The 25,828-nt window shown below is 67.4% G+C and carries 21 protein-coding genes, 2 tRNA genes and 1 pseudogene; 16 read left to right on the top strand and 8 right to left on the bottom strand.

What is annotated here, in order from left to right; all coding sequences use genetic code 11:
• Positions 1-20: 20 nt before the first annotated feature.
• Positions 21-1,002 (bottom strand): annotated as a pseudogene (locus tag ACVILH_RS07985) (NAD(P)H-dependent glycerol-3-phosphate dehydrogenase).
• 343 nt (positions 1,003-1,345) lie between these two features.
• A complete protein-coding gene (gene tsaD / locus ACVILH_RS07980) occupies positions 1,346-2,413 on the bottom strand; it encodes a tRNA (adenosine(37)-N6)-threonylcarbamoyltransferase complex transferase subunit TsaD (RefSeq protein ID WP_456716900.1) in 1,068 nt (355 codons plus the stop codon).
• A gap of 139 nt (positions 2,414-2,552) precedes the next feature.
• Between tsaD and ACVILH_RS07975 the strand changes: the two genes are divergently transcribed.
• The 4 genes from ACVILH_RS07975 to ACVILH_RS07960 all read left to right on the top strand — a co-directional run bounded on the left by ACVILH_RS07975 (position 2,553) and on the right by ACVILH_RS07960 (position 6,826).
• Positions 2,553-3,281: a uroporphyrinogen-III synthase gene (locus tag ACVILH_RS07975; protein ID WP_456712400.1), complete on the top strand. Its 729-nt coding sequence runs from the start codon at positions 2,553-2,555 to the stop codon at positions 3,279-3,281.
• Between the two features lie 50 nt (positions 3,282-3,331).
• Positions 3,332-4,645 (top strand): COG4223 family protein, encoded by a 1,314-nt coding sequence (locus ACVILH_RS07970; protein ID WP_456712399.1) that lies wholly within the window; start codon positions 3,332-3,334, stop codon positions 4,643-4,645.
• Between the two features lie 17 nt (positions 4,646-4,662).
• Entirely contained in the window at positions 4,663-6,594 is a 1,932-nt protein-coding gene (locus ACVILH_RS07965; protein WP_456712398.1) for a heme biosynthesis HemY N-terminal domain-containing protein, read from the top strand.
• Between the two features lie 156 nt (positions 6,595-6,750).
• Positions 6,751-6,826, top strand: a tRNA-Thr gene (locus ACVILH_RS07960).
• A 730-nt stretch (positions 6,827-7,556) separates the two neighbouring features.
• Here ACVILH_RS07960 and ACVILH_RS07955 read toward each other — a convergent pair.
• Together ACVILH_RS07955 and ACVILH_RS07950 are read right to left on the bottom strand one after the other, a co-directional pair.
• A complete protein-coding gene (locus ACVILH_RS07955; RefSeq protein WP_456712397.1) occupies positions 7,557-8,057 on the bottom strand; it encodes a hypothetical protein in 501 nt (166 codons plus the stop codon).
• Positions 8,058-8,433: 376 nt separating this feature from the next.
• On the bottom strand, positions 8,434-10,353 hold the full coding sequence (locus tag ACVILH_RS07950) for a tetratricopeptide repeat protein (RefSeq protein ID WP_456712396.1): 1,920 nt from the start codon (positions 10,351-10,353) through the stop codon (positions 8,434-8,436).
• A gap of 547 nt (positions 10,354-10,900) precedes the next feature.
• On the opposite strand from ACVILH_RS07950, the gene ACVILH_RS07945 reads away from it, so the two are divergent.
• Entirely contained in the window at positions 10,901-12,304 is a 1,404-nt protein-coding gene (locus ACVILH_RS07945) for a GSCFA domain-containing protein (RefSeq protein WP_456712395.1), read from the top strand.
• Between the two features lie 279 nt (positions 12,305-12,583).
• Here the strand turns inward: ACVILH_RS07945 and ACVILH_RS07940 are convergent, their stop codons facing one another.
• Positions 12,584-13,162, bottom strand: coding sequence for a hypothetical protein (locus tag ACVILH_RS07940; RefSeq protein WP_456712394.1), 579 nt, complete (start codon positions 13,160-13,162; stop codon positions 12,584-12,586).
• A gap of 434 nt (positions 13,163-13,596) precedes the next feature.
• Here ACVILH_RS07940 and ACVILH_RS07935 point away from each other — a divergent pair, with 434 nt between their 5' ends.
• Positions 13,597-14,010 (top strand): hypothetical protein, encoded by a 414-nt coding sequence (locus ACVILH_RS07935; RefSeq protein WP_456712393.1) that lies wholly within the window; start codon positions 13,597-13,599, stop codon positions 14,008-14,010.
• Positions 14,011-14,085: 75 nt separating this feature from the next.
• Here the strand turns inward: ACVILH_RS07935 and ACVILH_RS07930 are convergent, their stop codons facing one another.
• Positions 14,086-15,129 (bottom strand): polysaccharide deacetylase family protein, encoded by a 1,044-nt coding sequence (locus ACVILH_RS07930; protein ID WP_456712392.1) that lies wholly within the window; start codon positions 15,127-15,129, stop codon positions 14,086-14,088.
• 327 nt (positions 15,130-15,456) lie between these two features.
• On the opposite strand from ACVILH_RS07930, the gene ACVILH_RS07925 reads away from it, so the two are divergent.
• Both ACVILH_RS07925 and ACVILH_RS07920 read left to right on the top strand, forming a co-directional pair.
• Positions 15,457-15,744, top strand: coding sequence for a hypothetical protein (locus tag ACVILH_RS07925; RefSeq protein ID WP_456712391.1), 288 nt, complete (start codon positions 15,457-15,459; stop codon positions 15,742-15,744).
• 115 nt (positions 15,745-15,859) lie between these two features.
• The gene (locus ACVILH_RS07920; RefSeq protein ID WP_456712390.1) at positions 15,860-16,075 is read left to right on the top strand and encodes a hypothetical protein; all 216 of its coding nucleotides are present in this window, start codon (positions 15,860-15,862) and stop codon (positions 16,073-16,075) included.
• 16 nt (positions 16,076-16,091) lie between these two features.
• Here the strand turns inward: ACVILH_RS07920 and ACVILH_RS07915 are convergent, their stop codons facing one another.
• Positions 16,092-17,774, bottom strand: a complete 1,683-nt coding sequence (locus ACVILH_RS07915; protein WP_456712389.1) for an MFS transporter — start codon at positions 17,772-17,774, stop codon at positions 16,092-16,094.
• Between the two features lie 152 nt (positions 17,775-17,926).
• On the opposite strand from ACVILH_RS07915, the gene ACVILH_RS07910 reads away from it, so the two are divergent.
• The 5 genes from ACVILH_RS07910 (at position 17,927) to ACVILH_RS07890 (ending at position 23,535) form a co-directional block, all read left to right on the top strand.
• Entirely contained in the window at positions 17,927-19,297 is a 1,371-nt protein-coding gene (locus ACVILH_RS07910; RefSeq protein WP_456712388.1) for a hydrolase, read from the top strand.
• Between the two features lie 174 nt (positions 19,298-19,471).
• On the top strand, positions 19,472-20,869 hold the full coding sequence (locus tag ACVILH_RS07905; RefSeq protein ID WP_456712387.1) for a cytochrome P450: 1,398 nt from the start codon (positions 19,472-19,474) through the stop codon (positions 20,867-20,869).
• 135 nt (positions 20,870-21,004) lie between these two features.
• A complete protein-coding gene (locus tag ACVILH_RS07900) occupies positions 21,005-21,472 on the top strand; it encodes a tellurite resistance TerB family protein (protein WP_456712386.1) in 468 nt (155 codons plus the stop codon).
• A 219-nt stretch (positions 21,473-21,691) separates the two neighbouring features.
• Positions 21,692-22,471: an SDR family NAD(P)-dependent oxidoreductase gene (locus ACVILH_RS07895; RefSeq protein WP_456712385.1), complete on the top strand. Its 780-nt coding sequence runs from the start codon at positions 21,692-21,694 to the stop codon at positions 22,469-22,471.
• 254 nt (positions 22,472-22,725) lie between these two features.
• Complete coding sequence (locus tag ACVILH_RS07890) at positions 22,726-23,535, top strand: glutamine amidotransferase (RefSeq protein ID WP_456712384.1); 810 nt, start codon at positions 22,726-22,728, stop codon at positions 23,533-23,535.
• 138 nt (positions 23,536-23,673) lie between these two features.
• Here ACVILH_RS07890 and ACVILH_RS07885 read toward each other — a convergent pair.
• Positions 23,674-23,749, bottom strand: a tRNA-Ala gene (locus ACVILH_RS07885).
• Between the two features lie 242 nt (positions 23,750-23,991).
• Here ACVILH_RS07885 and ACVILH_RS07880 point away from each other — a divergent pair.
• The 3 genes from ACVILH_RS07880 (at position 23,992) to folD (ending at position 25,785) form a co-directional block, all read left to right on the top strand.
• A complete protein-coding gene (locus tag ACVILH_RS07880) occupies positions 23,992-24,282 on the top strand; it encodes a YggT family protein (RefSeq protein WP_006615376.1) in 291 nt (96 codons plus the stop codon).
• A 13-nt stretch (positions 24,283-24,295) separates the two neighbouring features.
• Positions 24,296-24,625 carry a DUF167 domain-containing protein gene (locus ACVILH_RS07875; RefSeq protein ID WP_456712383.1) on the top strand — a complete coding sequence of 110 codons (330 nt, stop codon included), beginning with the start codon at positions 24,296-24,298 and terminating at the stop codon, positions 24,623-24,625.
• Positions 24,626-24,900: 275 nt separating this feature from the next.
• Positions 24,901-25,785: a bifunctional methylenetetrahydrofolate dehydrogenase/methenyltetrahydrofolate cyclohydrolase FolD gene (folD, locus tag ACVILH_RS07870; RefSeq protein WP_456712382.1), complete on the top strand. Its 885-nt coding sequence runs from the start codon at positions 24,901-24,903 to the stop codon at positions 25,783-25,785.
• Positions 25,786-25,828: the final 43 nt, after the last annotated feature.

The raw sequence follows: 25,828 nt of genomic DNA, 5'->3' as shown, positions 1-25,828 counted from the left end.
TCTCGCCCGGCCGACGCAGCTCACTCCTCCGCCTTGAAGGGCCGCATCATCAGGGCCTCGATCGCGGCGTCGATCGTGACCGCGCCGGCTAGGATCGCGGCGACGGCTTGCGCCACCGGCATCTCGACCCCGCGCGAGGCGGCGAGCTCGACCAGAACGGGCGCGGTGTACTGACCTTCGGCGAGCTTGCCCGCGGGCAGCGGCTCGCCGCGGCCGAGCGCCAGGCCGGCGGCAAAATTGCGCGACTGCGGGCCGGCGCAGGTGAGGATGAGATCGCCGAGGCCGGAGAGGGCCAGTCAGCGTCTCGCTGCGCGCGCCATAGGCGCGGCCGAGCCTGACCAGCTCGGCGAAGCCGCGCGTGGTCAGTGCCGCCAGCGCGGAGGCGCCGAGATTGCGGCCGGCGACGATGCCGGCGGCGATCGCCAGCACGTTCTTGGCGGCGCCGCCGATCTCGACGCCGCGCACGTCCGTCGAGTGATAGGGCCGGAAGGTCGGCGAGCCCAGCGCCTGCACGAGATCGGCCGCGAGCGTCTCGTCGGGTGCGGCGAGCGTCACCGCGGTCGGCAGGCCGCGAGCGACGTCGTCGGCGAAGCTCGGGCCGGACAGGATCGCGGGCGTGGCGTTCGGCGCGGCTTCCGCGATCACCTCGGTCATGAATTTGTGGGTGCCGTGCTCGATGCCCTTGGCGCAGGCAACCAGCGGCGTACCTGGCTTGAGCAGTGGCGCGAGGTGCATGACGGCGCCGCGCAGGTGCTGCGCGGGAACGACGACGAGGACGGCATCGGCGCGGGCGGCCTGGGCGAGATCGGCGGTGACGGCGATGCTGTCGGCCAGCGGAATGCCGGGCAGACGCGGATTTTCGCGCGCGGCTGCGATGCGTAGGGCGTGGTCGGTATCGCGGGCGAAGAGGGTGACGTCACGGCCGGCCCGCGCGGCGACGGCCGCGAGCGCGGAGCCCCAGGCACCGGCGCCGATGATGGAGATGGTTTGGAAGCGCGTCATGCGCGACAAACACCGCTGCGCTCCCTCTCGCCGTTCTTACGGGGAGAGGGTTGGGGTGAGGGGCAGCCCCACCCAGCGAACGCGCGCAGAGCCCCCCTCATCCGGATTGCATCTGGCGATGCGATCCGACCTCTCAGCGCGAGCGAAGCTCGTAGCGCCCCCGCACGCGGGGAGAGGTTGAGGTGGGTGCCACGCGCGAGAGTCTTTGTGGAGCCACCCCCACCCCCGACCCCTCGCCGCAAGGGGGAGGGGGGCGCACTGAACGCGCCGCGCCGGCTTGCGTCGCTAAACGCAGGAGCACGGGCCGAGCGATGGCTCACGACATCAGGCACCAACGCCACGGTCAAAACCCCGCGCGCGTTTTCGCGAACTTGCCTGGCACCTGCGCATTGGCGTCCAACAGCCAGCGGGCGCGCGGGGCGGCGTCCATGCCGTCGACCATGCCGAGGGCGAGGCGCTCCGCTCCGGCCCACGCGATCATCGCGCCATTGTCGGTGCACAGCGCAGGCGGCGGCATGATCAAGCGGGTGCCGGCGTTATCAGCGACGTCGTCGAGCGCAGAACGAATCGCCTGGTTGGCGGCGACGCCGCCGGCGGCGACGAGTGCGGTTGGTGCGCCGAAACGCTGCTTGAAAAGATCGAGGCCGACGCGCAGGCGGTCCGCGGTCGAATCAAGCACCGCGGCCTGGAAGCTGGCGCAGAGATCGGCGGTGTCCTGCTCGCTGACGCTCTCCAATCGGCCGATCTCGCTCCGCACGGCGGTCTTCAAGCCGGACAGCGAGAAGTTCGCATCGCTGCGCCCCTGCATCGGGCGCGGGAAGGCGAATCGCGTCGCATCGCCGTTGCGTGCGGCCTGCTCGACCTGCGGTCCGCCGGGATAGGGCAGGCCGAGCATCTTCGCGACCTTGTCGAACGCCTCGCCCATCGCGTCGTCGACCGTCGTGCCGAGGCGCACATAGTCGCCGACGCCGGCCACCGCGACGATCTGGGTGTGACCGCCGGAGGCCAGGAACAGGCAATAAGGGAAGTCGATTGCATCGGTGAGGCGCGGGGTCAGCGCGTGCGCCTCGAGATGGTTGACCGCGATCAGCGGCGTGCCATGCACCAGCGCGATCGCCTTGGCGGTGGTGAGACCGACGATGACGCCGCCGATCAGGCCGGGTCCCGCCGCGGCGGCCACGCCGGCCAGCTCGGCGTAATCAATGCCGGCCTCGCGCATCGCCGCGTCGATCAGGTGATCGAGCATGTCGACATGGGCGCGCGCCGCAATCTCGGGAACCACGCCGCCATAGATCGCGTGTTCATCGGTCTGCGAGCGCACCACGTTGGAGAGGATCTGCCCCTTGCCGTCCGAATCACGCGCAACCACGGCCGCAGCGGTCTCGTCGCAGGTGGTCTCGATGCCGAGCAGCAGCGTTGTCGAATCGTTACCCAATCTCAACCCTTCGGTTATTATGAGTGCGCGGAACCGCCTAACACCACGAGGTCGCCAGGTGCAATCGTCCGTCCGTTGCAGCCGGGCCGATCCGTATTCGACGGGAGCATAGCACATGGCCGTGCTGGTGACCCGTCCCGCTCCCGACAATGAACGCACCGCCGCGGCTTTGCGCGCGCGCGGCTTCGACGTGTTGCTGGCGCCGATGCTGCGCTTCGAGCCGGTGGCGCTGCCGGAGGATGCCGGCGGCGAGGCCGCAGGCGTGATCGTCACCTCGTCGAATGCGCTGCGCGCGATCGCGCCCCAGCTTGAGGGCTCGGCGCTGCTCGGCCTGCCGCTGTTCGCGGTCGGCGACCAGACCGCCGCCGCGGCGCGCGGAGCCGGCTTCGAGCAGGTCATGTCGGCGTCCGGCGATGCCGCGGCGTTGCGCGAGCTGATCGCGACCAGCGGCGTCATCGGCGCGGGCGGCACCCTGCTCTATCTGGCCGGCGCCGACATCTCGCGCGATCTCGCCGGCGAGCTCGCCGAGCGCGGATTCGACGTGGTCACGCAGACGGTCTACCGCATGGCGCCGGTCGCCGCGCTGCCGCGCGCCGTCCGCGAGGCGTTCGCGGCGAATCGAATCGAGGCCGTGCTGCATTACTCGCGGCGAAGTGCCGCGGCCTTCGTGGCGGCGATCCGGGCCGAGGGCGTCGAAATCTCGGCGCTGGCCGTGCCGCATGGCTGCCTGTCGGCCAATGTGGCCGAGGTGCTGCGTGAGGCCGGGGCGACCCAGGTCACAATCCCAGCGCATCCGGATGAAAACCAGATGCTGGAAGGGCTAGCTCGTGCGCTACGGTCGTGAATGGCGTAAGAGGGCCTGCTCAATCTTGCCTCAGCCAGGGAACTCCCACCATGGTCGATGAACCCGACACCGTTGCGCCGGCCTCCGATACCGGGCGGCCGAAGCGGCCACCGCCGACCATCGACCTGGAGCCGACCTCGCGCGAGGAGCGTCCCGCCGCGAGCGAGAGCGCAGCCGAGCGGCCGACGCCCTCGCCATGGTCCGCGCCGGCCGAAGCGGTCGCCGAGGGGTCATCCGGCGCGGCGAGCCAGTCGCATCCGCATGGCGCAGACGACATCGCGCCGGACACCGCCAGCACCGCGACGCCCGAGGAGACGGTCGCAGCGGCCGAGCCGCCGGGCGCCGAACTTCCGCCACCTCCGCCGCCGCGCCCGGTGTCGCCCTGGATCATCGCGCCGTTCTCCGGCGCGGCTGCGGCGGCGCTGGTGATCGGCGTCGGCTGGATGCTGGGCTGGCCGCCGGTGCAGCCGCCGTCGCCGACCACGCCGCTGTCCACTGCGGTCGACGAGCTGACCTCGCGCGTCGCCGGCCTGGAGCAGCGCATCGGCAAGCCCGATGCCGCCGTGACCGGCCGCATCGACGCCATCGACAAGGCCATCGCCGGCGTGCGCAGCGACGTCGCCGGCCTGCGCAGCCAGAGCGACAAGACGGTGGCGGCGCTCAACGACGTCAAGGCGCAGCCGCGCGACGGCTCGGCCGCTGCGCCCGCGCCGGCCCCGGTGGACCTGTCCGGCCTGACCGCACGCATCGACGCGCTGGAGCGCGCCAGCAGGACCCAGAGCGCGGCGCTCGCGCAGGAGAGCCGCAAGCTCACGGAAGCCGCCGAGGCGGCCAAGACGTCCGATGATGCGCCGTTGCGCCGCGTGGTCGCGGCGACGCTGCTCGACGTCGCCGTCCGCCACGGCGATCCCTATGCGGCGGCGCTGTCGACCGCGAAATCGCTCGCGCCGGACGCTGCCGCGCTGAAGCCGCTGGAGGCCTTCGCGGCGAACGGCGTGCCGAGCCCGGCCGCGCTCAGCCGCGATCTCCTGACCATCGTGCCGAAGCTGGCGCCGCCCGCCACCGAGAGCACCACCGGCAATTCCATCCTCAGCAAGCTCTCGGCCGGCGCCTCGAACCTGGTCAAGGTCGAGCGCACCGATGGCGCCGGCACCGATCGCGGCGCCGTGGTCGCGCGGATCACCGCGGCGGCGCTGCGCAACGATTTCGCCGAGGCGCGGCGCGAGCTGAAGGGCCTGCCGGCGGACGAGCGCGTCCCCGCCAATGACTGGCTCGCCAAGGCCGATGCGCGTGATGCCGCGTTGTCGGCGGCACGCAAATTCGCCGACGACTCGATGACCGCGCTCGCCAAACCCGCGCAATAGGACGCCCAAGGACGCTCATGATCCGGATCGTTGTTTTCCTCATCCTGGTCGGGCTCGCCGCCGCGGGCTCCGCCTGGGTCGCCGAGCAGACCGGCGACGTCGTGCTGAACTGGGGTCCCTGGCGGATCGCCATGACGCTGCCCGTGTTCGTGCTGGCGCTCGGCCTGACCATTGCCGCCTGCGTGCTGGTCTGGAACCTGCTCAGCGCGCTGTTGCGCGCGCCCGGCCGGATCCGCCATGCGCATCGCGAGCGCCGGCACCGGCGCGGCCGCCACGCCATCACCCACGGCCTGCTGGCGATCGGCCATGGCGATTCGACCGCGGCGCGCCAGCATGCCGACACGGCGAAGCGGCTGGCCGGCGACGATCCGCTGACCTTGCTGCTGCACGCCCAGGCGGCGCAGCTCGAAGGCGACCGCGACGGCGCGCGCCGCGCCTTCCGCGCCATGGCCGAGCGCCACGATACCCGCCTGCTCGGCCTGCGCGGGCTGTTTGTCGAGGCGCAGCGCGCCGACGACGCCATGGCCGCGGTCGTCATCGCCGACGAGGCGCTCAAGCTCGCCCCGAACGCGACCTGGGCCTCGCATGCCGTGCTCGGCTTCCGCTGCGCGCAAGGCGACTGGAACGGGGCGCTTGCGATCCTCGACGGCAACTACACCGCCGGAATGATCGACAAGCCGACCTATCGCCGCCAGCGCGGCGTGCTGCTGACGGCGCGCGCGATGGCCCTGGAGACCGAGGAGCGCGACCTCGCGCGCTCCAGCGCGATGGAAGCCGTGAAGCTGGCGCCGACATTGGTGCCGGCCGCCGTGCTCGCCGCCAAGTTCGAGAGCGAGGCGCACCAGGTGCGGCGCGCGATGAAGATCATCGAGGCGGCCTGGGCGTCCTGCCCGCATCCAGACCTCGCCGATGCCTATGCCCATGTCCGGCTCGGCGATTCGGCGCGGCAGCGGCTGTCGCGGATCGAGAGCCTCGCCGCGCGCACGCCCGAGCATGTCGAGGCTGCGCTGGCCGTGGCCCGCGCCGCGATCGACGCCGCCGAGTTCGGCCGCGCCCGCGCAGTGCTGGCGCCGTTCACCGACGATCCGACCCAGCGCGTGGCGATGCTGATGGCCGAGCTGGAGCGCACCGAGCACGGCGATGCCGGCAAGGCGCGCGAATGGACCCTGCGCGCGGTGCGCGCCCGCCACGACCCGGCCTGGACCGCCGACGGCTATGTCAGCGACCGCTGGCGGCCGATCTCGCCGGTCACCGGCCGGCTCGACGCGTTCCAGTGGCAGACCCCGGTGGCAAGCCTGCCGTCGGAGCGCAACAGCGTGATCGAAAGCTCGGAATTCGCCGAGGCCGTGCTGGCGCCGCCGAGCCGGCCGGCGATTCCCGAGGGTCTGGTCGAGCCGCCGCGCGGCGCGGCCTCAGCTCCGGTGGTGATCGCGCCGACCACCTTGCAGGACAACGATCCGCCGAAGCCCGCCGACATCGTCGCCACGCCCGAGCCCAGCGCTGCGACGCCGAGCGAGCAGGCGGCGGTGGACAAGGCTGTCGACAAGCCGGTGGATATCCCTGTTGAGAAGGCTGAGGACAACCCACCGCTGGAGGTGACGGCGCAGCCCGTCGCCGTGCCGGCCGCAGAGCCGGCGCCGCCGCTGCAGGCGGCCGCCCCGACCGAGGCCGAAGCGGAGCCTGAGACCGCGGAGGAGCCGGAGCCGCCGGCCGAGCCCGTGAAGCCAGCAGAGACTGCCGCCGCCGCGCCGACGCCGCTGTTCCGCAACCGCAACGACCTGGCCAAGCCGGCGGAGACCCAGATCCAGGCGATCGTCCCGATCATGCGCCCGCCGGATGATCCCGGTGTCGAGGACGAGGACCAGCCGCGCGACGAGTTCGCCGAGCAGATCGCCCCCAAGGTCCAGGCCGGCGGCTGGCGCGGGTTCTGGTCCCGGTTCGGGAGCTGAGGCCAGCGAACGGCCAGGTTGGCCAGCCGTTCCGGTCACACCGGCTCGATTCCGGGCCCGGGCGGCACGGGTTGTCCTTGCCAACCGCCCGTTCGCCCGATATCAGGAGCGCGTTCGCGTCGTCCGGCCCGTGCCGGGCACGCACCGCTTTGGTTCGCCGCAATAGCTCAGCTGGTAGAGCACGTCATTCGTAATGACGGGGTCGGGGGTTCGAGTCCCTCTTGCGGCACCACGCTTCGCCCTTCGGGCTACGCGTGGCGCGGCCGCGCAGGAGCCCGAGGGGCGAAGCGTGCCCGGCGTAGCGCCTTCGCGAAGCCGGGCGTTTGAGCCCCCCAAGTGCTTCAGCCAAGCCGGGCTCTCTGATCCCAATCAACTCTGTCAAACAGCGCGGCGCTCATTGCGGCCTTGCTGACGCCCATGCCGCCGCGATCCCGCGGCCGGATCAGCCCGAGCTCTGCTGCAATCGGCGTCCTCTTCAGGTGAGAGGGCGCGGGGAAGGCCGGGTGCTGACCACACCCGCGGTCCGCGTGCAGCAAAAAAGCACGCGGCAGAACCACAGGTACGGCCGAACATCCGGCCTTCCCCGCGCGGTGGCTTTACGTCTTATACGCGATCTCCCCGGGGACCGGCTGTCTTGCCCCCGTCGCCCGCTGCGCTCGTCATGAACGCTGCGACCTTGACGCCAGCTTCGGGGCGCCAGGACCACGCGACTTCGCCGTCCGCACCCCATCAGTCGTCGCGCAAAAGCGCCTGACGAAGCCACGGCCACCGCAACCCGCCTCACGTGCCGTGACGATCGCGATACGTCCCTCTCGGCGAAGCAGGATGACGGGATAAGACCACTGATTTGGGGCAGGCGTCAAGAGATTTTCTGGTTTTCGGAATTAACACCCTGCCCTGCTCCGATACAGCGCACATCTACCCTTCGTGGTCTACTCATGTCATCCTAGCTGTGCTGGCAGCTATTGCTTCGCTTCGATGTATACGACGCGATAAGTCCAACTCCAGTTTTTTAGCTCTGGTAGGTTAAAGGTAACGTAAGAGTCTAGGGCGCGCGCTTGTCCCGAAGGAACGTTTATGGAGTAGGCAGTTACGCTATCATCACTGCCGACAACAACGCAGTTCGCTTTGTTTGCATCGCAATTCGAAACCTCGATCGCAAGCTTGATGGTTTCGATCGGATACTTAGAATTGTTCTTCACAAGTCCTTTGATCGTCCAGGAGCCGTAACGATTGCTCATCACGAGATCCTGAAATTCAACGTCCGAATAGGTGATCAGCATACGCGCCTGGAGTTGCCGCTTCTCCCGCTGCCGCGAGTCGTAATCTACATAGATATAGATACCGATCGCAGTGGCTACCGTCGCAATAAATAGACCGACGAGGAACCTCCTAAATACGGGATGGATGAGCGCAAAGAAAGCGATTGCGATAACGGCGACGATCGTCGCTAACCATGTCATCCTAGCCCCCGGTAATGTTGACTCTAGTCTACCTCGTAACTCGAAGGACTATTAGGTGGAAGGGCCGGCTCCTAGCCGCTCTCTCCGCTCCAGCGTTCGTAGCCGGGCGTTCGAGGCCCGTTTGCCCGCCATCTGATCTCCATCAACCCTATCAAACAGCCCGCCGCGCGTCGCACCGCTGCCGTGTCGGCCCGAGTTCTGCTGCTGTCGGCGTCCTCTTGAGGTGAGAGGGCGCGGGGAAGGCCGGGTGCTTACCGCACCCGGTATCCTCATGGCCTGTGTGACCTGATCCGGGTCATGCCGAGGACCATCTACCTGATCTTCGTAGGCAGAGAAAGTTGCGGCGTCACCGCAGCTCGCAAGGTTACAGCCGAAATCAAGGCGCGACGACAGAATCCGATTGCGTGCTCGGCACGATCGCCTGTTGACTCCGATGGTCATTGTTGATGCCACCGGATGTGGATCGAAACGCCGCGGCCTCGGCCGCCAATTCGTGGCGAACTTGATCGATGACCCAGCCATAGTCGCGTGCTTCGTTCTGCCTGAAGAGACGCGCTGTCGGATACCACGGAGAATCCGTGCGGCCGAGCAGCCAGCGGTAATCGGGCCGGTAGGGCAAGAGGATCCATACGGGACGCGCAAGGCCGCCGGCGAGATGAGCGACGCTCGTGTCGACAGTGACGACGATATCCAAACAGGACAAGAGCGCCGCAGTATCGTCGAAGTCCGCCAGGCTCTTGGTCGTATCGACGATGTCGAGCCCAGCTAGAACGCCCCTATCCGACTCCCGGACGTCCTTCTGCAGGCTTACGAATTGCGCATCGACGTCCAACAGTCTCGCGAGGAGCTGCAAGGGCACCGACCTATTCCGATCGTTGCTGTGCCCGGGGTTACCTGACCAGACCAGCCCGACACGAAGCCTGTCGTGCGGACCCAACCTTCTCTCCCACTCCGCTTGCCGTGCCGGGAGCGGCGACGGCAGATAGGGCACATCGGCTGGAATCGTGCGAAGCGTCGTCTTGAACGCGAGCGGCAGGCTCGACATGGAACAGTGCAAATCGAAGCTTGCCGAGGCCGCCGTCGATCTCGGGATGCATTCAGTCACGCCCGCCAATCTCGACAACAGCGAGGAGGCCGGGTCCTGCACCGCAAGTATTACTTTGGCTCCGAGCTCCGCCACCATCGGAACATATCGGGCAAACTGGAAGGCATCTCCGAGTCCTTCATCGGCGAAGATCAGGATCGTCTTGCCCCGAATGCAGTCGTCCCCCGACCATTGCGGCTGGGCAAAATCCGGATGGGCGAGACCGAGCCCCGTCTTCCATCGGATTTCACGCCCCAGCCAGCCTGCTTCGAAATTTCCGGTCACCATGTGGATCAACGCCATGTTCCAAATGGTGATTGGATCACTCGGCGCGATGGTTTGGACCCTCTCGTGACAAGCCATCGCCTCCTCGAATCGGAGGCCATCAGCCAGCAGATCCGCCTTGTTCTTCAGAGCCAACACGTAGTCTGGCCGAAGCGAGAGGGCGCGATCAAAGCAGGCCAATGCCTGTTCGTGCCGCCCGAGCCGGTGCAGCACCCAGCCGAGGTTATTGTGCGTCTCGAAATTCGCTGGATCGAGCATTTGCGACCGCCGGCCATCGGCGGCCGCTTCTTCCAACCGCCCCAGGTTTTGAAGAACGAGCGCGCGCATGTGAAGCGCCTCTGCCTGGTTGGGGTTTGCCTTCACCGAGATGTCGAAGAACGCGAGAGCTTCCGCAAACCGATTCCGCCTGCAAAGCAGCAGCCCGCATAAATTGGCCGCGTCCACATATTGCGGCGACAATTGCAGAGCGTGGCGCAAGCTCAGGATGGCGTCATCTGGACGATCCATCTCCGCCAGAACAGCTCCGAGATCCTTCCAATACTGGGCATTGTCCGGTTGGAGAGAGACTGCCTTGTCGAAGGCCTTGAGGGCGTCCTCCAACCGTCCCGCTTTGCGAAGCGCCGATCCAAGGCTTGAGACGTACTCGCTCTTGGGAGCTAATTTGATCGCGCGCGCAAACCAGTCGATGGCCTGGCCATTCTGCTCCATCCGGAGCGACAGAAGCCCCATGAGATGCATCGCATCCGAATGATTGGGGTCCGACGCAAGCGCGTCCTCGCAACAGCGGATCGCCTCCGGGAGCTTGCCGGCCTGAAACTGGGCAAACGCCGTTTCATAAAGAGCAGCTGGAGTGACAAGCTTGGAGCCGTTTGAGCTTGTCTTCGATGCTCGGAGAGAGGCGGAAGCCCGGCGCTCGCGGCGGCTCATCAAGGTCTTCTTTCCAATGTCCAACCAACAACTATTAGTTGATTCTATCAGTCCGCAGCAAGCAGTGTAAATCACCGCGAATGACGCCAGCCATGACGTTTAGTCCAAGGTTTGATCCTGTGCGCCATTCCTCCATAGCTAAGCCGGCAGAGGACGAGGTCAGGACGGCGCGCATGGAGTCAGGCGCTCTCTTGCGTACCAGCGCTCACCTCGATCCCTTGCCGCCGGCACGCCCGGTTAAGAATTGCTTAACCCAAATCGCGCCATCGTCCGGCGCGAGCCGCGGGACGAATACCCGCACTGGCAGCAGGTGGCGATCCGGCGTTTTGTTCGCTCGAATCCCGCAAATGTCGGCTGCGCTCGGGCGTACGCCAGCGGCCCCGCCGGTGGCGATCAGTATCCAAAGTCATGGTCGAGATGTACCGCCCGCGGTCTGCGATACGTGCGCGCGTGACAATTCGGCCCGACGCGACGACGCGCGGCTCTGGCAGCCGCAGCGAGCCGGATCAACGGCCGAACCGCAACGAGACACAAGGCGAGCCTCGACATGAGCACCACTGCCCTCGACAGCCACACGCAGTTTCAATCGATCCTCGGCCAGATCCGGACGCTCGCCTACAAATATATCGAGGACAAGGATTTCGTCAGCGCGCAGCTCGCCTTCCAGAAGCTGCTCGAGCTCGACCCCAAGGACATCAACGCCCGGTTCATCTATGCGCAGCTGATCGACGACGGCTCGCACAAGAAGCGCGCCGAGGCGCGCGACATGATGCTGGCGATCCTCGACGAGAACCCCGAGATCTTCGAGCAGGCGACCGAAGGCAATCTGCATCTGATCCGCAGCGCCGCCGTGCGCTGCAGCCATGTCGGTCCGTTCACCCGCTCGATGGAGCTGTTCCGCAAGCTCGCCCGCGCCTCCAACCAGGCCGCCGATTATTTCTCGCTCAGCGAGATCCTGACCCAGAACAACGAGTTCGACGAGGCTGTCGCGGCGCTGGAGAAGGCGATCAAGCTCGACCCGGCCTATGACCTGCCGGCCAATCGCGAGACGCTGGAGATCGCGCGCTCCAACGCCAAGAAGGGCAAGGCGAAGGACGTCAAGGGACGCGCCAAGGTCGGCCGCTATCCGGAGACCAAGGACTTTCTCGGCGATCTGCAGACGCTGATCACCAACCACATCGCCGTCAACCTCGCCGCCGCGCCGAAATTCCTCGACAAGAGCACGCGCTTCTTCACGATGGGCTCGTGCTTCGCGCGCAATCTGTCAAAGAGCCTGAACGACAGCGGCTATTCCAGCCACCACATGGAGATCTCGGAATACATCAACACCACGTTCGCCAACCGCGTGTTCGTCGACTGGCTGCGCGATGCCACGATCGATCCGGAGATCCGCGAGCGCATCGTCGAGCTGCTGCCGCCGGGATCGAGCAAGGAGAACACGCTGTCGGTGATCCGGCAGGCCGACGTCTTCATCCTGACCTTGGGCGTGGCCGCCGCGTTCTTCGACCGCGAGACCGGCGCCTTCGTGCTGCCGCGGCCGACCGCGCTGAATTCGCGGGCGCTGGCCGAGAAGTACAAGTTCCGCACCGCGACCGTGCAGGAGAACGTCGACAACGTGCTCTATCTGATCGACTTCGTCAGGAGCATCTCGCCGGGCATCAAGGTCATCGTCACGGTGTCGCCGGTGCCGCTGCTGACCTCGTTCGAATATGAATCGGTGGTGCAGGCCGACTGCCTGTCGAAGAGCACGATGCGTCTGGTCGCGCACGAGGTCGTCAACAATTCGAAGCTCGAGGACATCTGGTACTGGCCGTCCTTCGAGGTGTTCCGCTGGGGCGGCTCCAATGCCTCGAGCTTCTTTGCCGCCGATGACGGCGCGGCGTGGCACGTCTCCGAGGACAAGGTGTCGGCGACGGTGCGCGCCTTCGTGCAGACCTTCTCGCCGGCCTGAGCGCGCGACGGAGAACTATCACCCTCCCCTGGAAGGGGAGGGTGGGCCCATAGGCGCGAGGCGCGTGTGAGCCGGGGTGGGGTGGTCTGTCCGCTTGCACCGGTTTCCGCGGCTTCACCCCACCCCGCTCGCCCGCTTTGCGTGCGAGCGACCCTCCCCCTCAAGGGGAGGGTGAGATCGCAGCGCCCGCCGTCGTGATCATCGGGGGCATAGCGATCAAGACATGACGCGTTTCCACGCGATCACAGCATGCTCTAGGAGGCGAGGAGAACGGCCGCCTCAGGGCAGCCGCTTCTTCCACAGCCGAACGATCATGATGCCGGCCTGGGCATAGCCCGGCGGCGAGCTCTCGGGCCCGAACGGCGTCTTCGAATACAGCGAGCTGGTGATCAGGAAGCCGCCGACATAGGGCGCCGGCAATCCCGAGAGCGCCATGAAGCAGCGATGGGTGAGGATGCCCTCCTCCGGCAGATTGCCGCGCACCAGCCGGCACTCGCCGATGCCGGTGAAGGCGATGCCGTTGAGCTGGCCTTCGGTGTAGGTGCCGAGCTGGGTCGGGTCCATCGCCTGGCCGATGCACACGCGCATCTCGCCGATGCTCTTGTCGTTGGTGCCGGTCATGCGGCCGTCGCCGGGCTGCACGTTGACGGACTGGACCGCGAGCTGGTCCTCCAGCGCCGGCGCAAAGCCGGTCTTGGTCGGCGCGCAGAAATCCGAGGGCACCACGCGGCCATGACGGACGGTGCGGCCGATATAGATCTCCTCGACCTCGTTCTCGCCGCTTTGGGCCCGGGCCTGGCCGAAGCCGGCCTGCACGCCGGCGGCCACAAGGAGAAACGCAATCATCATCCGGCGCATGCGCCCATCCTTCCCGCTAAACGAAGGCCAGTATCGGATTTCGCGAACTTTCTAAACATCACCAACAGACAGGAGGTATGCATCCGCTCATACCTGAGCGTGTCGGTCGTTCCGGCACCATGGAACACCTCGTCATGACGGTAATGTGGTAGCAGACGCCGGTGAACGAAATTGCGGTGCGCCTGACCCGCGCAGACGCTGCAATCCATCGGTGGTTCGGAATGTTCGGCCGACGCGTCCCCGCGCCCTGTCGTCCTCAACGGAAGTCGCCGCGACGGCAAAAAGGTTCCGAGAAAAATGGTGCCCCTTGCCGCGCCGACGTGCCGGATGGCCTGGCTCAATTCAGGCTTGCAGCGCCTGGTGTGACGGACGTCACATCGAAGCATCCCGCCAGCGCTTAAACCTCGCCTCCATCAACGAGGGGAGTTTCTCACATGCGCAAGATGATCCTGATCGGAGCCCTGGTGCTCGCATCCGCCACCACAGCCCAGGCCCAGGGAACCCGCAGCCTGTCGCTGTCGCCGAGCGAGACCGCGGCGCCGGCGCCGCGGCCGACCTATGTCCAGCAGGCCGGCGAGGTTACGATCACCCCGGCCCCGGTGCCGGCGGTGGCCGCCCAGGCCCAGCCCGCTCCGGTGGCGCCAGCCGCTCCGGCGACGGCAGCAGCACCGGTGCCTGCCGCCGCGCAGGCCGCCCCGGCGACCGCAACGACGGCCACCGAGCAGGCCAGACCGGTGCAGTCCTCGTCGCGGCGATCGAAAACGGCCCGCGCCAGCAAGCCGCGCAGCAAGGGCTGGACCGAGGCGCGCATCGTCCGCGAGCTGCACCGCCACGGCATCTATTGGTGAGCGTCAGCATCAGGCCGATAACGAAAAAGGCCGGGCGAGCTGCCCGGCCTTCGCGTTTTTCAGGCGTGTGCGGCGTCACTGCTGGACGGTCTGGATCACGCTCGAGATCGGCCGCGCATTGGTCATGGTGGTCGGCAGCTTCGGATCCTGGCCGATCATCGCGTCATACTCAGGCAGGGTGTCGAGCGTGCCCTTCGGCTTCATCGCGACCACCTTGTAGCCGCCGGCCTTCAGCCGCCGCAGCAGGGTCGGCAGCGCCAGCGCGGTGTTCTTCTGGAAGTCGTGCATCAGGATGATGCCTTTGCCCTTCTTGTCGAGCCCGGTCATGACCGTGTTGACGACCTGGTCGGCATCCTTGGAGCGGAAGTCGAAGCTGTCGACGTCGCAGGAGAACATCGCGACGTTGCGGTTGCCGAGATAGGCCACCGCCGACGGACGGTGCTGCAGTTGCGGGAAGCGGAAGAACGGCGCGGGATTGGTGCCGAGCGCGAACTTCACCGCGCTGAAGCCCTTCTCCAGCTCCTCCTTGGCCGTCTCATCGGTCATCTTCTTGCCGTTGAGATTGGCGTGCGACCAGGTGTGCACGCCGACCACGTGACCGGCCGCCAGCACCTGGCGCAGGATCTCCGGATGATAGGTCGCGTGCTTGCCGATGGTGAAGAAGATGCCGGTGGTGCATTCGTCAGCCAGCGCCTTCAGCACGGCCGGCGTGTTGACCGGCCACGGGCCGTCGTCGAAGGTCAGCACCACCTCGCGGTCGGCGAGGAAGTCGAACTGCTTGAAATGATCGAGCCCGAAGCCGGGGCCGCCGGTGGTGTCGACCACAACGGTGCGCGAGATGCCGAGCGCATCCGGATTGGCGCAGGTCGATTTCGGTTGCACCGGCAGGGCCGCGGACGCCGCGGGCTTCGCCGGCACGGTGCCGGTATACTCGACATCGTCCTTCGCACCCTTGGCCGCGACCCTGGTCGGCGGCGGCGGCGCGGGCTCGGACGGCTTTGCCGCTGCGCTCTGCGCTGCGGCCTTGGCGGCGTTGGGCTTGGACACCCAATACCAGACACCGGTGATCGCCAGCGCCGCGACGACGGTGGCCAGCAGCAAGCCTAACGCATTACGCATGGTTACTCTTCCCGAAAACGCGAGACACGTGACAGGCGGAGACGAAGGATTCCGCCGCCCTGATTTGAAATCCATTAATGCCAACGACTCGTTAACGCGGTCCCAACAGGTTGCGGATCGGCGAACATTTCCAGGGCGATGCAGGCGCCATATCGGCACTCCCCCGGAGCGGCATGTCGCCGCGGCCATGCCCGCACGCGCCGCGCGGAGCTGGGTTGAACGGCCCGATCTGGCGTGACTCGCGTCACTGTTGCTAGAGAGCGGGCCGGCCATGATGGACGCATTGAACAAGGGCCCCGCGCGATGCGGAGCCGATGGGAGCCAGCCATGACGAAGACCCTCAATCTCCTCCGCACCGCCGTTCTGACGGCCGCCGGCGTCGCCGCGATCTCGACCCTCAGCTCGAGCACCAGCTTCGCCTTCAGCGCCGAGGCGCAGCAGATGTGCACCGGCGACGCGTTCCGCCTATGCAGCAGCGAGATCCCGAACATCCCGGCGGTCACCGCCTGCATGATCAAGAACCGCTCCTCGCTGAGCTCCGGCTGCCGCACGGTGCTCGACAAGGAAGTGCTGAAGCGGAACGGCAAGGTCGCCGAGGCCGGCGAGTCCAACTGAGGCCCCTCCCCGGCTCCGCCTGCGCGCCTCGGCTGCGACCGAGGCGCTTGCGAGGCCCGGTTGTGGCCACTAAAAGCGCCGCCAAACCCTCAATGCCGGGAGCGAGGCGTCAGTCATGAACAAAGTCTTGGTCATCATCCCCCTCCTCCTGCTTGCGTCAGCGGCCGCGGCCCAGCAGCAGGTCGGCCAGGATGCCTGCGCACGCGACGTGTCGCGGCATTGCCGCGCCGTGATGAACAATGGCGACCAGGCGGTGCTAGCCTGCCTCAAGGAGCACCGCGCCAAGCTGTCGAAGCCTTGCGACAAGGTGCTGACCGAGCACGGCCAGTAATCTCTCGGCCGTCGCTCTAAGGCCCGCTGCGCGCAGCGGACGCCACCGCCGGGGCCTGCTCCGCAGTGCGATCGATGTCATCGCGGCTGCGCACCGAGCCGAACGGGCGCTCCAGCATGCGGCGGATGCGCACCGGGTCGGCGCCGATGTGGAAATCGATCGCGCGCTTGTGCAGCTCGCGCTCGGCGCGGGTCGAGCGGTTGCGCTGGCGCAGATAGTCGACCCAGGTCGGGCAGTGATAGCGCTCGGTCCAGAGCTCGGGATCGGCGATATCGCGCGCGATCGACCAGCCATAGGCGCCGTTACGCTGGCGGGTGAGCTGCACCTCCTGCATCAAATCGTGGAAGGCGCGGGCATTGTCCTCGGCGACGCGATACTCGATCTCGACCACCAGCGGCCCCGAGCGCGGTGTCAGCTCCAGCTGCACCTCGGGATCCGCCAGCGTCTCGCCGTCCTCGTTGCGGGCGCCGATCGGCGGCATGCGCAGCCACAGGCCGAGCAGCGGCGAGGCGATCATCAGCGCGCCCGAGACCAGCAGCGCGACCTCGACGCTGGCGGCGTCGGTGAGACGGCCCCAACCCCAGCTGCCGATCGCGATGCCGCCTGATATCGCCGCCTGGAACGCCGCCAGCGCGCGGCCCGCGACCCAGCGCGGCGCCGAAAGCTGCACGCCGATATTGAACAGCGCGACCGCGAGCATCCACACCGCGCCGGCGATGACCAGCGCCGCGGCCGTCAGCACCGGCTCGCCGCTCAGTCCCACCGCCGCCGTCGCAGCGCCCAGGGTCAGCGCGCAGGTGCGGATCGCGGCCTCGCCCGACAGCCGCTTCCTGATCTCGCCGATGTTGAGCGCGCCGACCACGGCGCCCATGCCGAAGGCGCCGAGCATGATGCCGTAGGTCTGCGCGCCGCCATGCAAGAGGTCGCGCGCCACCAACGGCATCAGCGCCGAGATCGAGCCGCCGATGATGCCGGTGACGAGGGTGCGGATCAGCACAATGCGGATCGACGGCGAGTGGATGATGTAGCGGACGCCGGAGACGATGGCGCGGTTGAGCGGCTCGCGCGGCAGGCGGCTCGGCTCGACCACGCGCCGCCACAGGAACAGCGCTGCGAGCAGCGGCAGATACAATAGCGCGTTCGCGGCAAATGCGGCGACGGCGCCCGCCGCGGCCACGATGACGCCGCCGATGGCAGGTCCGAAGCTGCGCGCGATATTGTAGCTGATGCCGTTGAGCGCGACCGCGGCGGGCAGCGTCTCCGGCGGCACCTGCTCGCTGACCGAGGATTGCCAGGCCGGGCCCATCAGCGCCATGCCGCTGCCGATCACGAAGCACAGCGCGAGCAGACGCTCGGGCGTGATCATGCCGAGCCAGGCCAGCATGGTCAGCGTCGTGGCGCCGCCGAGCGCGACCGCGAGCGAGACCAGCGCGACGATGCGGCGGTCATACATGTCGGCGACCGCGCCGGCCGGCATCGAGATGAACATCACCGGCAGCATCAGGGCAGTCTGCACCAGCGCGACCTTGTCGGCCGAGGAGGTCATCTGCGTCATCGCCCAGGCGGCGCCGACGGCCTGGATCAGGAGTCCGAGATTCGACAACAGGCTCGCCAGCCAGATGCGGCGGAACACAATGTGCTTCAGCGGCGCGGCGATGCTTTCCGCAGCGAACAGCTCTCGTTTCGGAGGCGCATTCATTCAGGTCCGTCCACGTCCGTTGGCATTGAACTATCGCTTGATTCCGGGCGGACGTATGTGATGCCTGCGAACGTCAGCCGCTGTCCAGTGCGCGATCCCCGATCATGGGCTGCGGCCAACCAACACCAAATGAACGAGACGGAGGACCGCCGATGACGCTGACGCGCCGCACCATTTTGCAGAGCATGGGAACCCTGCCGCTGCTGACCAGCGGTCTGACCTTACCTGCCTCGGCGCAAACGACGGCGGCACCTTCGGCGGGCGACATGCCGCCGGTGCTGTTCGTGCACGGCAATGGCGATCACGCGGCGCTGTGGATGACCGTGCTGTGGCGGATGGAATCCAACGGCGTGCCGCGGACGCGCCTCGCGGCGCTGAACTTCACCGATCCCTTGGCCCGCAATGACGATGCCGTGGCGCAGCCGAACCGGTCGTCGACGGAGGATCAGCGCCGCGAGCTCAGCGACGCCATCAAGGCGCTGAAGGAGCGCACGGGTGCTGCGCGCGTCGCGCTGGTCGGCAGCTCGCGCGGCGGCAATGCGATCCGCAACGTCGTGAAGAACGGCGGCGGCGCCGATGTCAGCCATGCCGTGCTGTGCGGCACGCCCAATCATGGCGTGTTCGACTGGGACGACAGCCCCGGCAGCGAGTTCAATGGCCGCGGCCCGTTTTTGCGCGGGCTGAATGCTGGCGACAGCGAGGTGACGGAAGGCACCGCCTTCCTGACCTTGCGCAGCGACGGGCTCGACAAATATGCGCAGGCCGATGGCCGCCTGCTCGGCAAGCCCGGCGTGCCCACCGGCATCACCGCCGAGGGCCCGGCGCTGAAGGGCGCGACCAACCTCGTGATCGGCGCCCTCGATCATCGCGAGGTCGCGTTCCATCCGCGCGCATTCCGCGAGATCTATAGATTCATTGCCGGCCGTGAGCCGGCCTTCATCGCGGTCCAGCCGGAGCGCGAGGTGCGCATCAGCGGCCTCGTCACGGGAACGCCGGGCGGCGCGCCGACCAACCGTCCCGTCGCCGGGGCCAGCGTGGAAGTGTATCGCGTCTCGGGCGAGACCGGCGCGCGCAACGGCGAGCCGGTCTATCGCGGCCAGACCGGCGCCGATGGTCGCTGGGGGCCTGCGGAGATCGATCCGACCTCCTATATCGAGATCGTGCTGACGTCACCGAACGCGCCCATCACGCATTTTTACCGTTCGCCGTTCCCGCGCTCGTCGGATGTGGTGCATTTGCGGGCGGCGCGCCCGCTGGGCCAGGCTGATGCCGGCGCGGGCGCCATCGTCATCATGACGAGGCCACGCGGCTATTTTGGCCTGCCGCGCGACATCGTGCTGCTCGACGACAAGGAGCCGGCGGACATACAGAAGGGAGTTCCGACCGATGCGGCAACGACATTGCGGCTGCCGGCCGGCGACGTCGCACGCAGCGTCATCGGACTGTTCAACGAGGAACGCATCGCCGCCCGGCTTTGGCCAGCATCGGAGAGCAGGATTGCGCTGATCGAGCTGACTAATTAGTTGCTGGAGTAAGATGGTACGTCAGAATTTCCGGAGGGCCCGAAAGCGGGCCCTCCTCGTCACGATGGCGGCACGCGACCTGGATAGGCTCGTCCTGGACGCGAGCCGACCCGCGGCCGGATGCGACGCCGGCAGCCGCCGGCGCCTCGGCGCAAGACCGTTGCGAGGAATTCCATGAGCACCGCCGAGATCCACTATCTGCCGCAGGCACGGGTCCAGCAGTCGCGGGGACCGTTGATCCCGCCAATGCCGCCGCGCGCGCCCGACAGCATGGGCACGCTTCGCCGCGTGCTGATGATGGGGCAGAACGCGATCGCCACCTGGAGCCAGCGCGCCTATGAGGATGAGATCATCCGCGGCCGCTTCCTCGGCAGCTCCAGCTACATCCTCAACACGCCCGAGACGATCAAGCATGTGCTGGTCGACAATTGGGAGAACTACGCCCGCACCGTCGGCGCGATCCGCGTGCTGCGGCCAGTGCTGGGCGAGGGCCTGCTGATCGCCGAGGGCCGGGCGTGGAAGCACCAGCGCCGCACCCTGGCGCCCGCCTTCACGCCACGCGCCGTCTCCGGGCTCATTCCGCACATGGTCGCGGTGACCGACGAGACCGTCGACCGGCTGCGGCAACAGTGCGGGCAGCCGATCGACCTGCGCGAGATCATGCAGCGCATGACGCTGGATATCGCCGGCCGCACGATGTTCTCGTTCGAGATGGGCCGTCACGGCACGACCTTGCGCGATTTCGTCTACGAGTATGGCGAGCGGCTGGCGGCGCCGCATCTGCTCGACATCGTGCTGCCGCTGTCCTGGCCGACGCCGCGCGACTTTGCCCGAAGGCGCTTTCGCAAGCGCTGGACCGATTTCATCGGCACGCTGATGGCCGAGCGCCGTGCGGCCGGCAAGCTCGAGGACGCGCCGCCGCGCGACCTGTTCGACCTGATGGGCGCTGCGCGCGATCCCGAGACCGGCGCGGCCTTCAGCGATGCGCAGCTCGCTGACGAGGTCGCGACCATGATCCTCGCCGGGCACGAGACCACGGCCACCGCGCTGTTCTGGGCGCTGTATCTGATCGCGCTCGATCCCGCCAATCAGGACAAGCTCGCGCAGGAGGCTCGCGTCGCGACCGATCTCGGCAACCCCGATCAATTGCCGTTCACCCGCGCCGTGATAGACGAGACGCTGCGGCTGTATCCGCCGGCCTTCCTGATTGCGCGGGCCGCCAGCGGGCCTGACAAGATCGCGCAGTTTCAGGTCAAGGGCGGCGATGTCGTGCTGATCGCGCCCTGGCTGCTGCATCGGCACGAGAAGCTGTGGGACGCGCCCAACGCGTTCAAGCCGGAGCGCTTCATGCCCGGCGCGACGCCGCCGGAGCGGTTCGCCTATCTGCCGTTCGGGGCGGGCGCGCGGGTCTGCATCGGCGCGCATTTCGCGCTGGTCGAGGCGGTGCTGGCGCTGGCGCGCCTGGTCGGCGCCTTCCGGATCGAGGTCGTCGACCGGGCGCCGGTGATCCCGGTCGGCGTGGTGACCACCCAGCCGGACCGCTCGCCGCTGTTCAAAATCACGCTGCGTTGAGCAGCGCGCGGCCGCTGGCCCGACTTTACCGAAATGTCATGCGCTCCGAACGATCCGCCGCATTGCCGGATCCGACAGTGGCTCGCATATTGAGCGAGCGGGCTGTGGACCCGTGTGACCAGCGCGAAGGACGCCATGCTCGAAGGATTGCGCCAATTCATCGCCGACGTCGTTTCGCCGCACGAGACGCCGGCCTTCGACGACAATGGCTATCAGCTCGCCGCGACCGCGCTGCTGATCCATGTGATCTCGCTGGACGGTGAGCCGAGCGAGGCTGAGCGGCGGAAGCTGCACAGCCTGATCGAGCTGCGCTTCGGGCTCGATCACGGCTCCGCCGACCGGCTGATCGCCCAGGCCATGCTGGCCGAGGGCGAGGCGGTCGATCTCTACCGCTTCACCAGCGTCATCATGCGCGAGGTCGACGAGGCCGGGCGGCTGCGCATCGTCGAGATGATGTGGGAGCTGGTCTATGCGGACGGCAAAATGACCGAGTTCGAGGACAATGTGGTCTGGCGCGCGTCCGAGCTGCTGGGCATCTCCGCCCGCGACCGGATCGACCTGAAGCATCGGGTGGCGGCGCGGCGGCCGGGCGGCCCGGCCTGAGCCCGATCCGCCCAAAAATTCCCACCCACGGTATCGGGATGAACAAACTTTAATTTTGTTCCGGGCAGCCGGTGTTCATCTAAAGCTATGTGAATCCGGAGATATTGCGTCAATTGGGCGCCGCGCCGCATTTTGCGGCGGCTTGCATGTTCCCCGCTGCCTATGCTCTCGTCCGCGGCAATCGGATGATGTTTGGAATGTGATCGAAGAGCAGGTGTCGTGGGTGAACGTGTCACGCTCGTAACGGGTGCGTCGTCGGGGATCGGGACCGAGCTGGCTCGCGTGTTCGCCGCGAACGGACACCGTTTGGCGCTCACGGCACGCCGCGAGGACCGCCTGGCGGCGCTCGCCGCGGAGATCACCGCCAAGGGCAGCCCGGCGCCGCTGGTCATTCCGTGCGACCTGACCTCGCCCGACGCCGGCGCGACCATCGAGTCTGCCCTGTCGGCGGCCGGCGTCGAGCTCGAATATCTCGTCAACAATGCCGGCTTCGGGCTGTTCGGCAAGGCCGTGCAGCTCGACCGCACCGAGCAGCTCGACATGATCTCGGTGAACGTGCGCGCGCTGACCGAGCTGTCGCTGCGCTTCTCCGACCAGCTGATCCGCAACAAGGGCGGCATCCTCAATCTGGGCTCGGTGGCCGGGTTCCTGCCCGGGCCGGGCATGGCGGTCTATTACGCCTCCAAGGCCTATGTGATCTCGTTCACCGAGGCGCTGCGCAAGGAGCTGGCGCCGCATGGCGTCCGCGTCACCGTGCTGTGCCCGGGACCGGTGCCGTCGGAATTCCAGGACCGCGCCGGCTTCAAGCCGGGCGTCGATTCGGTGATCCTCAACGTCCCACCCAAGGCCGTCGCCGAGGCCGGCTATCGCGGCCTGATGGCCGACAAGCGCGTGGTGCTGCCGGGGATCGGCATCAAGATCGTGCCGTTCCTGCTGCGCTGGTTCCCGCGCGGCTTCATCCTCGACGCGGTCGGACGGTTGCAGCTGAAGCGGAGTTGATTCGCGCTGAAGTCGCGGATCTGACATTCCGTTGCGGGATGTCGGCGTTGTCTCCATCGGAGCTGCGGGCCTGAAACGACACGAGATGTTTCGTCTCGCAATTCTGTGTTGCCCAGTGGCCTTCGGCTCTCACGAAACGGCGCGCAGATGAATCCTTGCTGGATACGAATCTCCCCGTGCTGGCCCGGTGCTTGCTTTCCAATATGGACTCGCTCACCCCCCGTTAACCTTCGCTTAGCTATGATCGCCAGGTGATGCTCAGGCCAGACCCTTCGCTTGCTTCGAACGGGACCGCCAATGCGGACGTTCGGCCCCTGTCCTCGAAGCCGGCTGCGGCGGCTGCGCCGCATCGGCCCGTGCTCATCATCCTGCACCAGGAAACATCGAGCCCCGGCCGCATCGGCAATGCGCTTCGGGCCCGCGGCTACCGGCTCGACATCCGCCGGCCGCGCTTCGGCGATCCCCTTCCCGAGACGCTCGATGGGCATTCCGGTGCCGTGATTTTCGGCGGGCCGATGAGCGCCAACGATCCCGACGATTTCGTCCGGCGCGAGATCGATTGGATCGAGGTGCCCTTGCGCGAGCAGCGCCCGTTCCTCGGCATCTGCCTGGGCGCGCAGATGCTGGCGATGCAGCTCGGCGCCAAGGTGGCGCCGCATCCGCAGGGGCGCGCCGAGATCGGCTATTATCCGATCCGGCCGACGCGCGCCGGCAAGAAGCTCTGCCCGCATTGGCCTGATCATGTCTACCACTGGCACCGCGAGGGTTTCGATCTGCCCGCCGGCGCCGACCTCCTCGCCGAGGGCGGCGACTTCCCGGTGCAGGCCTATCAATACGAGAACGCCACCGGGCTGCAGTTCCACCCCGACGTGACCTACGCGATGATGTGCCGTTGGACCACGCGTGGCCATGCCCGGCTGGACACCCCGGGCGCCTGCCCGCGCCATCATCATTTCGAGGGCCGCGCGGTGCACGACGCCGCCGAGCGGGTGTGGTTGAAGCATTTCCTGGACGGGTGGCTGGCGCGGAAGCCGGTCGCGGCGATGGCCGAGGCGGCGGAGTAGAGGCGGCGAAAAGGACGTCCGTGAGCGCCGAAAAGCCCGCCGCCGCCCTTCGGGCTCCGGCGCGGCAACCTTCGCACGCTTCGCTATTCATTTGCCGAACCGGCTTGCCGAGCCGAAGCTCGCGAAGCGAGCGAAGGTTGGTGGAGCCAGGCGGGATCGAACCGCCGACCTCATCATTGCGAACGATGCGCTCTCCCAGCTGAGCTATGGCCCCAAGTCACGACTTCGACTGTCCGAAGCTTTGGACAGTCCGACGTCTTGGTCACGCGGCCGCGCGAGATTGGGAAGGCGGCCGGCAGATCGGGCGCCATTTACAGGCGGTGAACTGGTCAAGTCAAGAACGCTCACATCGCCCGTTAGCCTTGACGCCCGGCTTCCCTTGTTTGGGCGGTGGGGAACCGATATCTACCGCACAACCCAGGTCGAATCCGCGACCTCGCCCCCGAGTGGACCCGCATGCGTGCCGTTCTCGACATCGTTCTGATCGTTCTCGACCTCTATGTCTGGCTGCTCATCGCCTCGGCGATCCTGTCTTGGCTGATCGCCTTCAACGTCGTCAACACGCGCAATCAGTTCGTGTCCGCGGTGGCCGAATTCCTCTACCGAATCACCGAGCCGGTGCTGGCCCCGATCCGCCGCATGCTGCCCAATCTCGGCGGCCTCGACATCTCGCCGATCATCCTGATCCTGATCATCATGCTGATCCAGCGGGTCATCGGCTACTACATCTATCCCTACGTGTTCTGACGCGCTGCCCGCGATGGACCCCTGGCGTCCTGCCGCGGGCGGCCTGACCGTCGCCCTGCGGGTGACGCCGCGCGGCGGCCGTGACGCGATCGACGGCGTCGAGACGCTGTCCGACGGCCGCAGCGTGCTCAAGGTCCGGGTGCGCGCGATCGCCGATGGCGGCGAGGCCAATCGCGCCGTCACCGAGCTCCTGGCCAAGGCGATTGGCGTGACCAAGAAGGCGGTGCGAATCACCTCGGGCACGACGTCCCGGCTCAAGCAGGTGGCGATCGACGGCGACCCGTCCAAGCTCGATCAGGCCTTGCGCGACCTCATCGCAGCCCATAAGCCGACCGGGACATAACGAGAGCAGACGCAAGACGAGCGAGCCGGAGCGTTCGCGTTGCTGGCGGCGGTGGTCTTCACCCTCCCCTGGAGGGGGAGGGTCGCCTCACGATGAGCGAAGCGAAACGTGAGGCGGGGTGGGGTGATCTCTCCACGAGCACCGGTGCGGGCGGAGAGATCACCCCACCCCGCTCGCCCGCTTCGCGCGCGATCGACCCTCCCCCTCCAGGGGAGGGTGGGAGCTTGCGGCAACGATCTTGCGACTGATTGGACGCCGACACGAGAGGACCAGACATGACCGCACGCATCATCGACGGGAAGATCATCGCAGCCGATTTGCGGGCGCAGGTCGCCGGCGAGGTGGAGCGGGTCAAGCGCGACCACGGGCTGACGCCGGGTCTCGCCGTCGTGCTGGTCGGCAATGACCCCGCCTCCGAGGTCTATGTCCGCAGCAAGCACACCCAGACCCAGGCCGCCGGCATGGCCTCGTTCGAGCACAAGCTGCCGGCCGACGTCTCGCAGGCGGAGCTGCTGGCGCTGATCGGCAAGCTCAACCAGGACCCGTCAGTGCATGGCATCCTGGTGCAGCTGCCGGTGCCGAAGGGGCTGGAGACCGAGGTCGTGATCAACGCCATCGATCCGGCCAAGGATGTCGATGGCCTGCATCCGCACAATGCCGGCCGGCTCGCCGGCGGTCAGCCGGCGCTGGCGCCGTGCACGCCGCTCGGCTGCATCATCCTGAGCAAGACGGTCCACACCTCGCTGGAGGGCCTGAATGCGATCGTGATCGGTCGCTCCAATCTGGTCGGACGCCCGCTGGTGCAGCTGCTGCTCAACGAGAACGCCACGGTGACGATCGCGCATTCGCGCTCGCGCGATCTGCCGGCGCTGACCGCGCGCGCCGATCTCGTCTATGCGGCGGTCGGCCGTCCGGAGATGGTGAAGCGCGACTGGATCAGGTCGGGCGCGACGGTGATCGATGTCGGCATCAACCGCATCCCCACGGCGGAGGGCAAGACCAAGCTGGTCGGCGATGTCGCCTATGCGGAGGTGGCTGAGGTGGCCGGCGCGATCACGCCGGTGCCGGGCGGTGTCGGCCAGATGACGGTGGCGTGCCTCTTGGTGAACACGCTGCGCGCCGCCTGTGCGATCGCCGGGCTGCCGAAGCCGGCAGTGTGAGCCTGCTGTCATTCCGGGGCGACTCACTGAGCCGACCCCGGAT

Source organism: Bradyrhizobium sp. USDA 4353, assembly GCF_054063215.1.
Note: the sequence above shows the minus strand (reverse complement) of the source record. Positions and strands in the feature narration are given on the sequence as shown.

Coding starts and splice junctions, on each gene's coding strand:
- ACVILH_RS07930 (WP_456712392.1), bottom strand. CDS start 15,129: ATGCGTAATGCGTTAGGCTTGCTGCTGGCCACCGTCGTCGCGGCGCTG.
- ACVILH_RS07945 (WP_456712395.1), top strand. CDS start 10,901: ATGAGCACCACTGCCCTCGACAGCCACACGCAGTTTCAATCGATCCTC.
- ACVILH_RS07935 (WP_456712393.1), top strand. CDS start 13,597: ATGCGCAAGATGATCCTGATCGGAGCCCTGGTGCTCGCATCCGCCACC.
- ACVILH_RS07955 (WP_456712397.1), bottom strand. CDS start 8,057: ATGACATGGTTAGCGACGATCGTCGCCGTTATCGCAATCGCTTTCTTT.
- ACVILH_RS07880 (WP_006615376.1), top strand. CDS start 23,992: ATGCGTGCCGTTCTCGACATCGTTCTGATCGTTCTCGACCTCTATGTC.
- ACVILH_RS07875 (WP_456712383.1), top strand. CDS start 24,296: ATGGACCCCTGGCGTCCTGCCGCGGGCGGCCTGACCGTCGCCCTGCGG.
- ACVILH_RS07975 (WP_456712400.1), top strand. CDS start 2,553: ATGGCCGTGCTGGTGACCCGTCCCGCTCCCGACAATGAACGCACCGCC.
- ACVILH_RS07910 (WP_456712388.1), top strand. CDS start 17,927: ATGACGCTGACGCGCCGCACCATTTTGCAGAGCATGGGAACCCTGCCG.
- ACVILH_RS07915 (WP_456712389.1), bottom strand. CDS start 17,774: ATGAATGCGCCTCCGAAACGAGAGCTGTTCGCTGCGGAAAGCATCGCC.
- ACVILH_RS07890 (WP_456712384.1), top strand. CDS start 22,726: ATGCTCAGGCCAGACCCTTCGCTTGCTTCGAACGGGACCGCCAATGCG.
- folD (WP_456712382.1), top strand. CDS start 24,901: ATGACCGCACGCATCATCGACGGGAAGATCATCGCAGCCGATTTGCGG.
- ACVILH_RS07920 (WP_456712390.1), top strand. CDS start 15,860: ATGAACAAAGTCTTGGTCATCATCCCCCTCCTCCTGCTTGCGTCAGCG.
- ACVILH_RS07970 (WP_456712399.1), top strand. CDS start 3,332: ATGGTCGATGAACCCGACACCGTTGCGCCGGCCTCCGATACCGGGCGG.
- ACVILH_RS07940 (WP_456712394.1), bottom strand. CDS start 13,162: ATGCGCCGGATGATGATTGCGTTTCTCCTTGTGGCCGCCGGCGTGCAG.
- ACVILH_RS07965 (WP_456712398.1), top strand. CDS start 4,663: ATGATCCGGATCGTTGTTTTCCTCATCCTGGTCGGGCTCGCCGCCGCG.
- ACVILH_RS07950 (WP_456712396.1), bottom strand. CDS start 10,353: ATGAGCCGCCGCGAGCGCCGGGCTTCCGCCTCTCTCCGAGCATCGAAG.
- ACVILH_RS07900 (WP_456712386.1), top strand. CDS start 21,005: ATGCTCGAAGGATTGCGCCAATTCATCGCCGACGTCGTTTCGCCGCAC.
- ACVILH_RS07925 (WP_456712391.1), top strand. CDS start 15,457: ATGACGAAGACCCTCAATCTCCTCCGCACCGCCGTTCTGACGGCCGCC.
- ACVILH_RS07905 (WP_456712387.1), top strand. CDS start 19,472: ATGAGCACCGCCGAGATCCACTATCTGCCGCAGGCACGGGTCCAGCAG.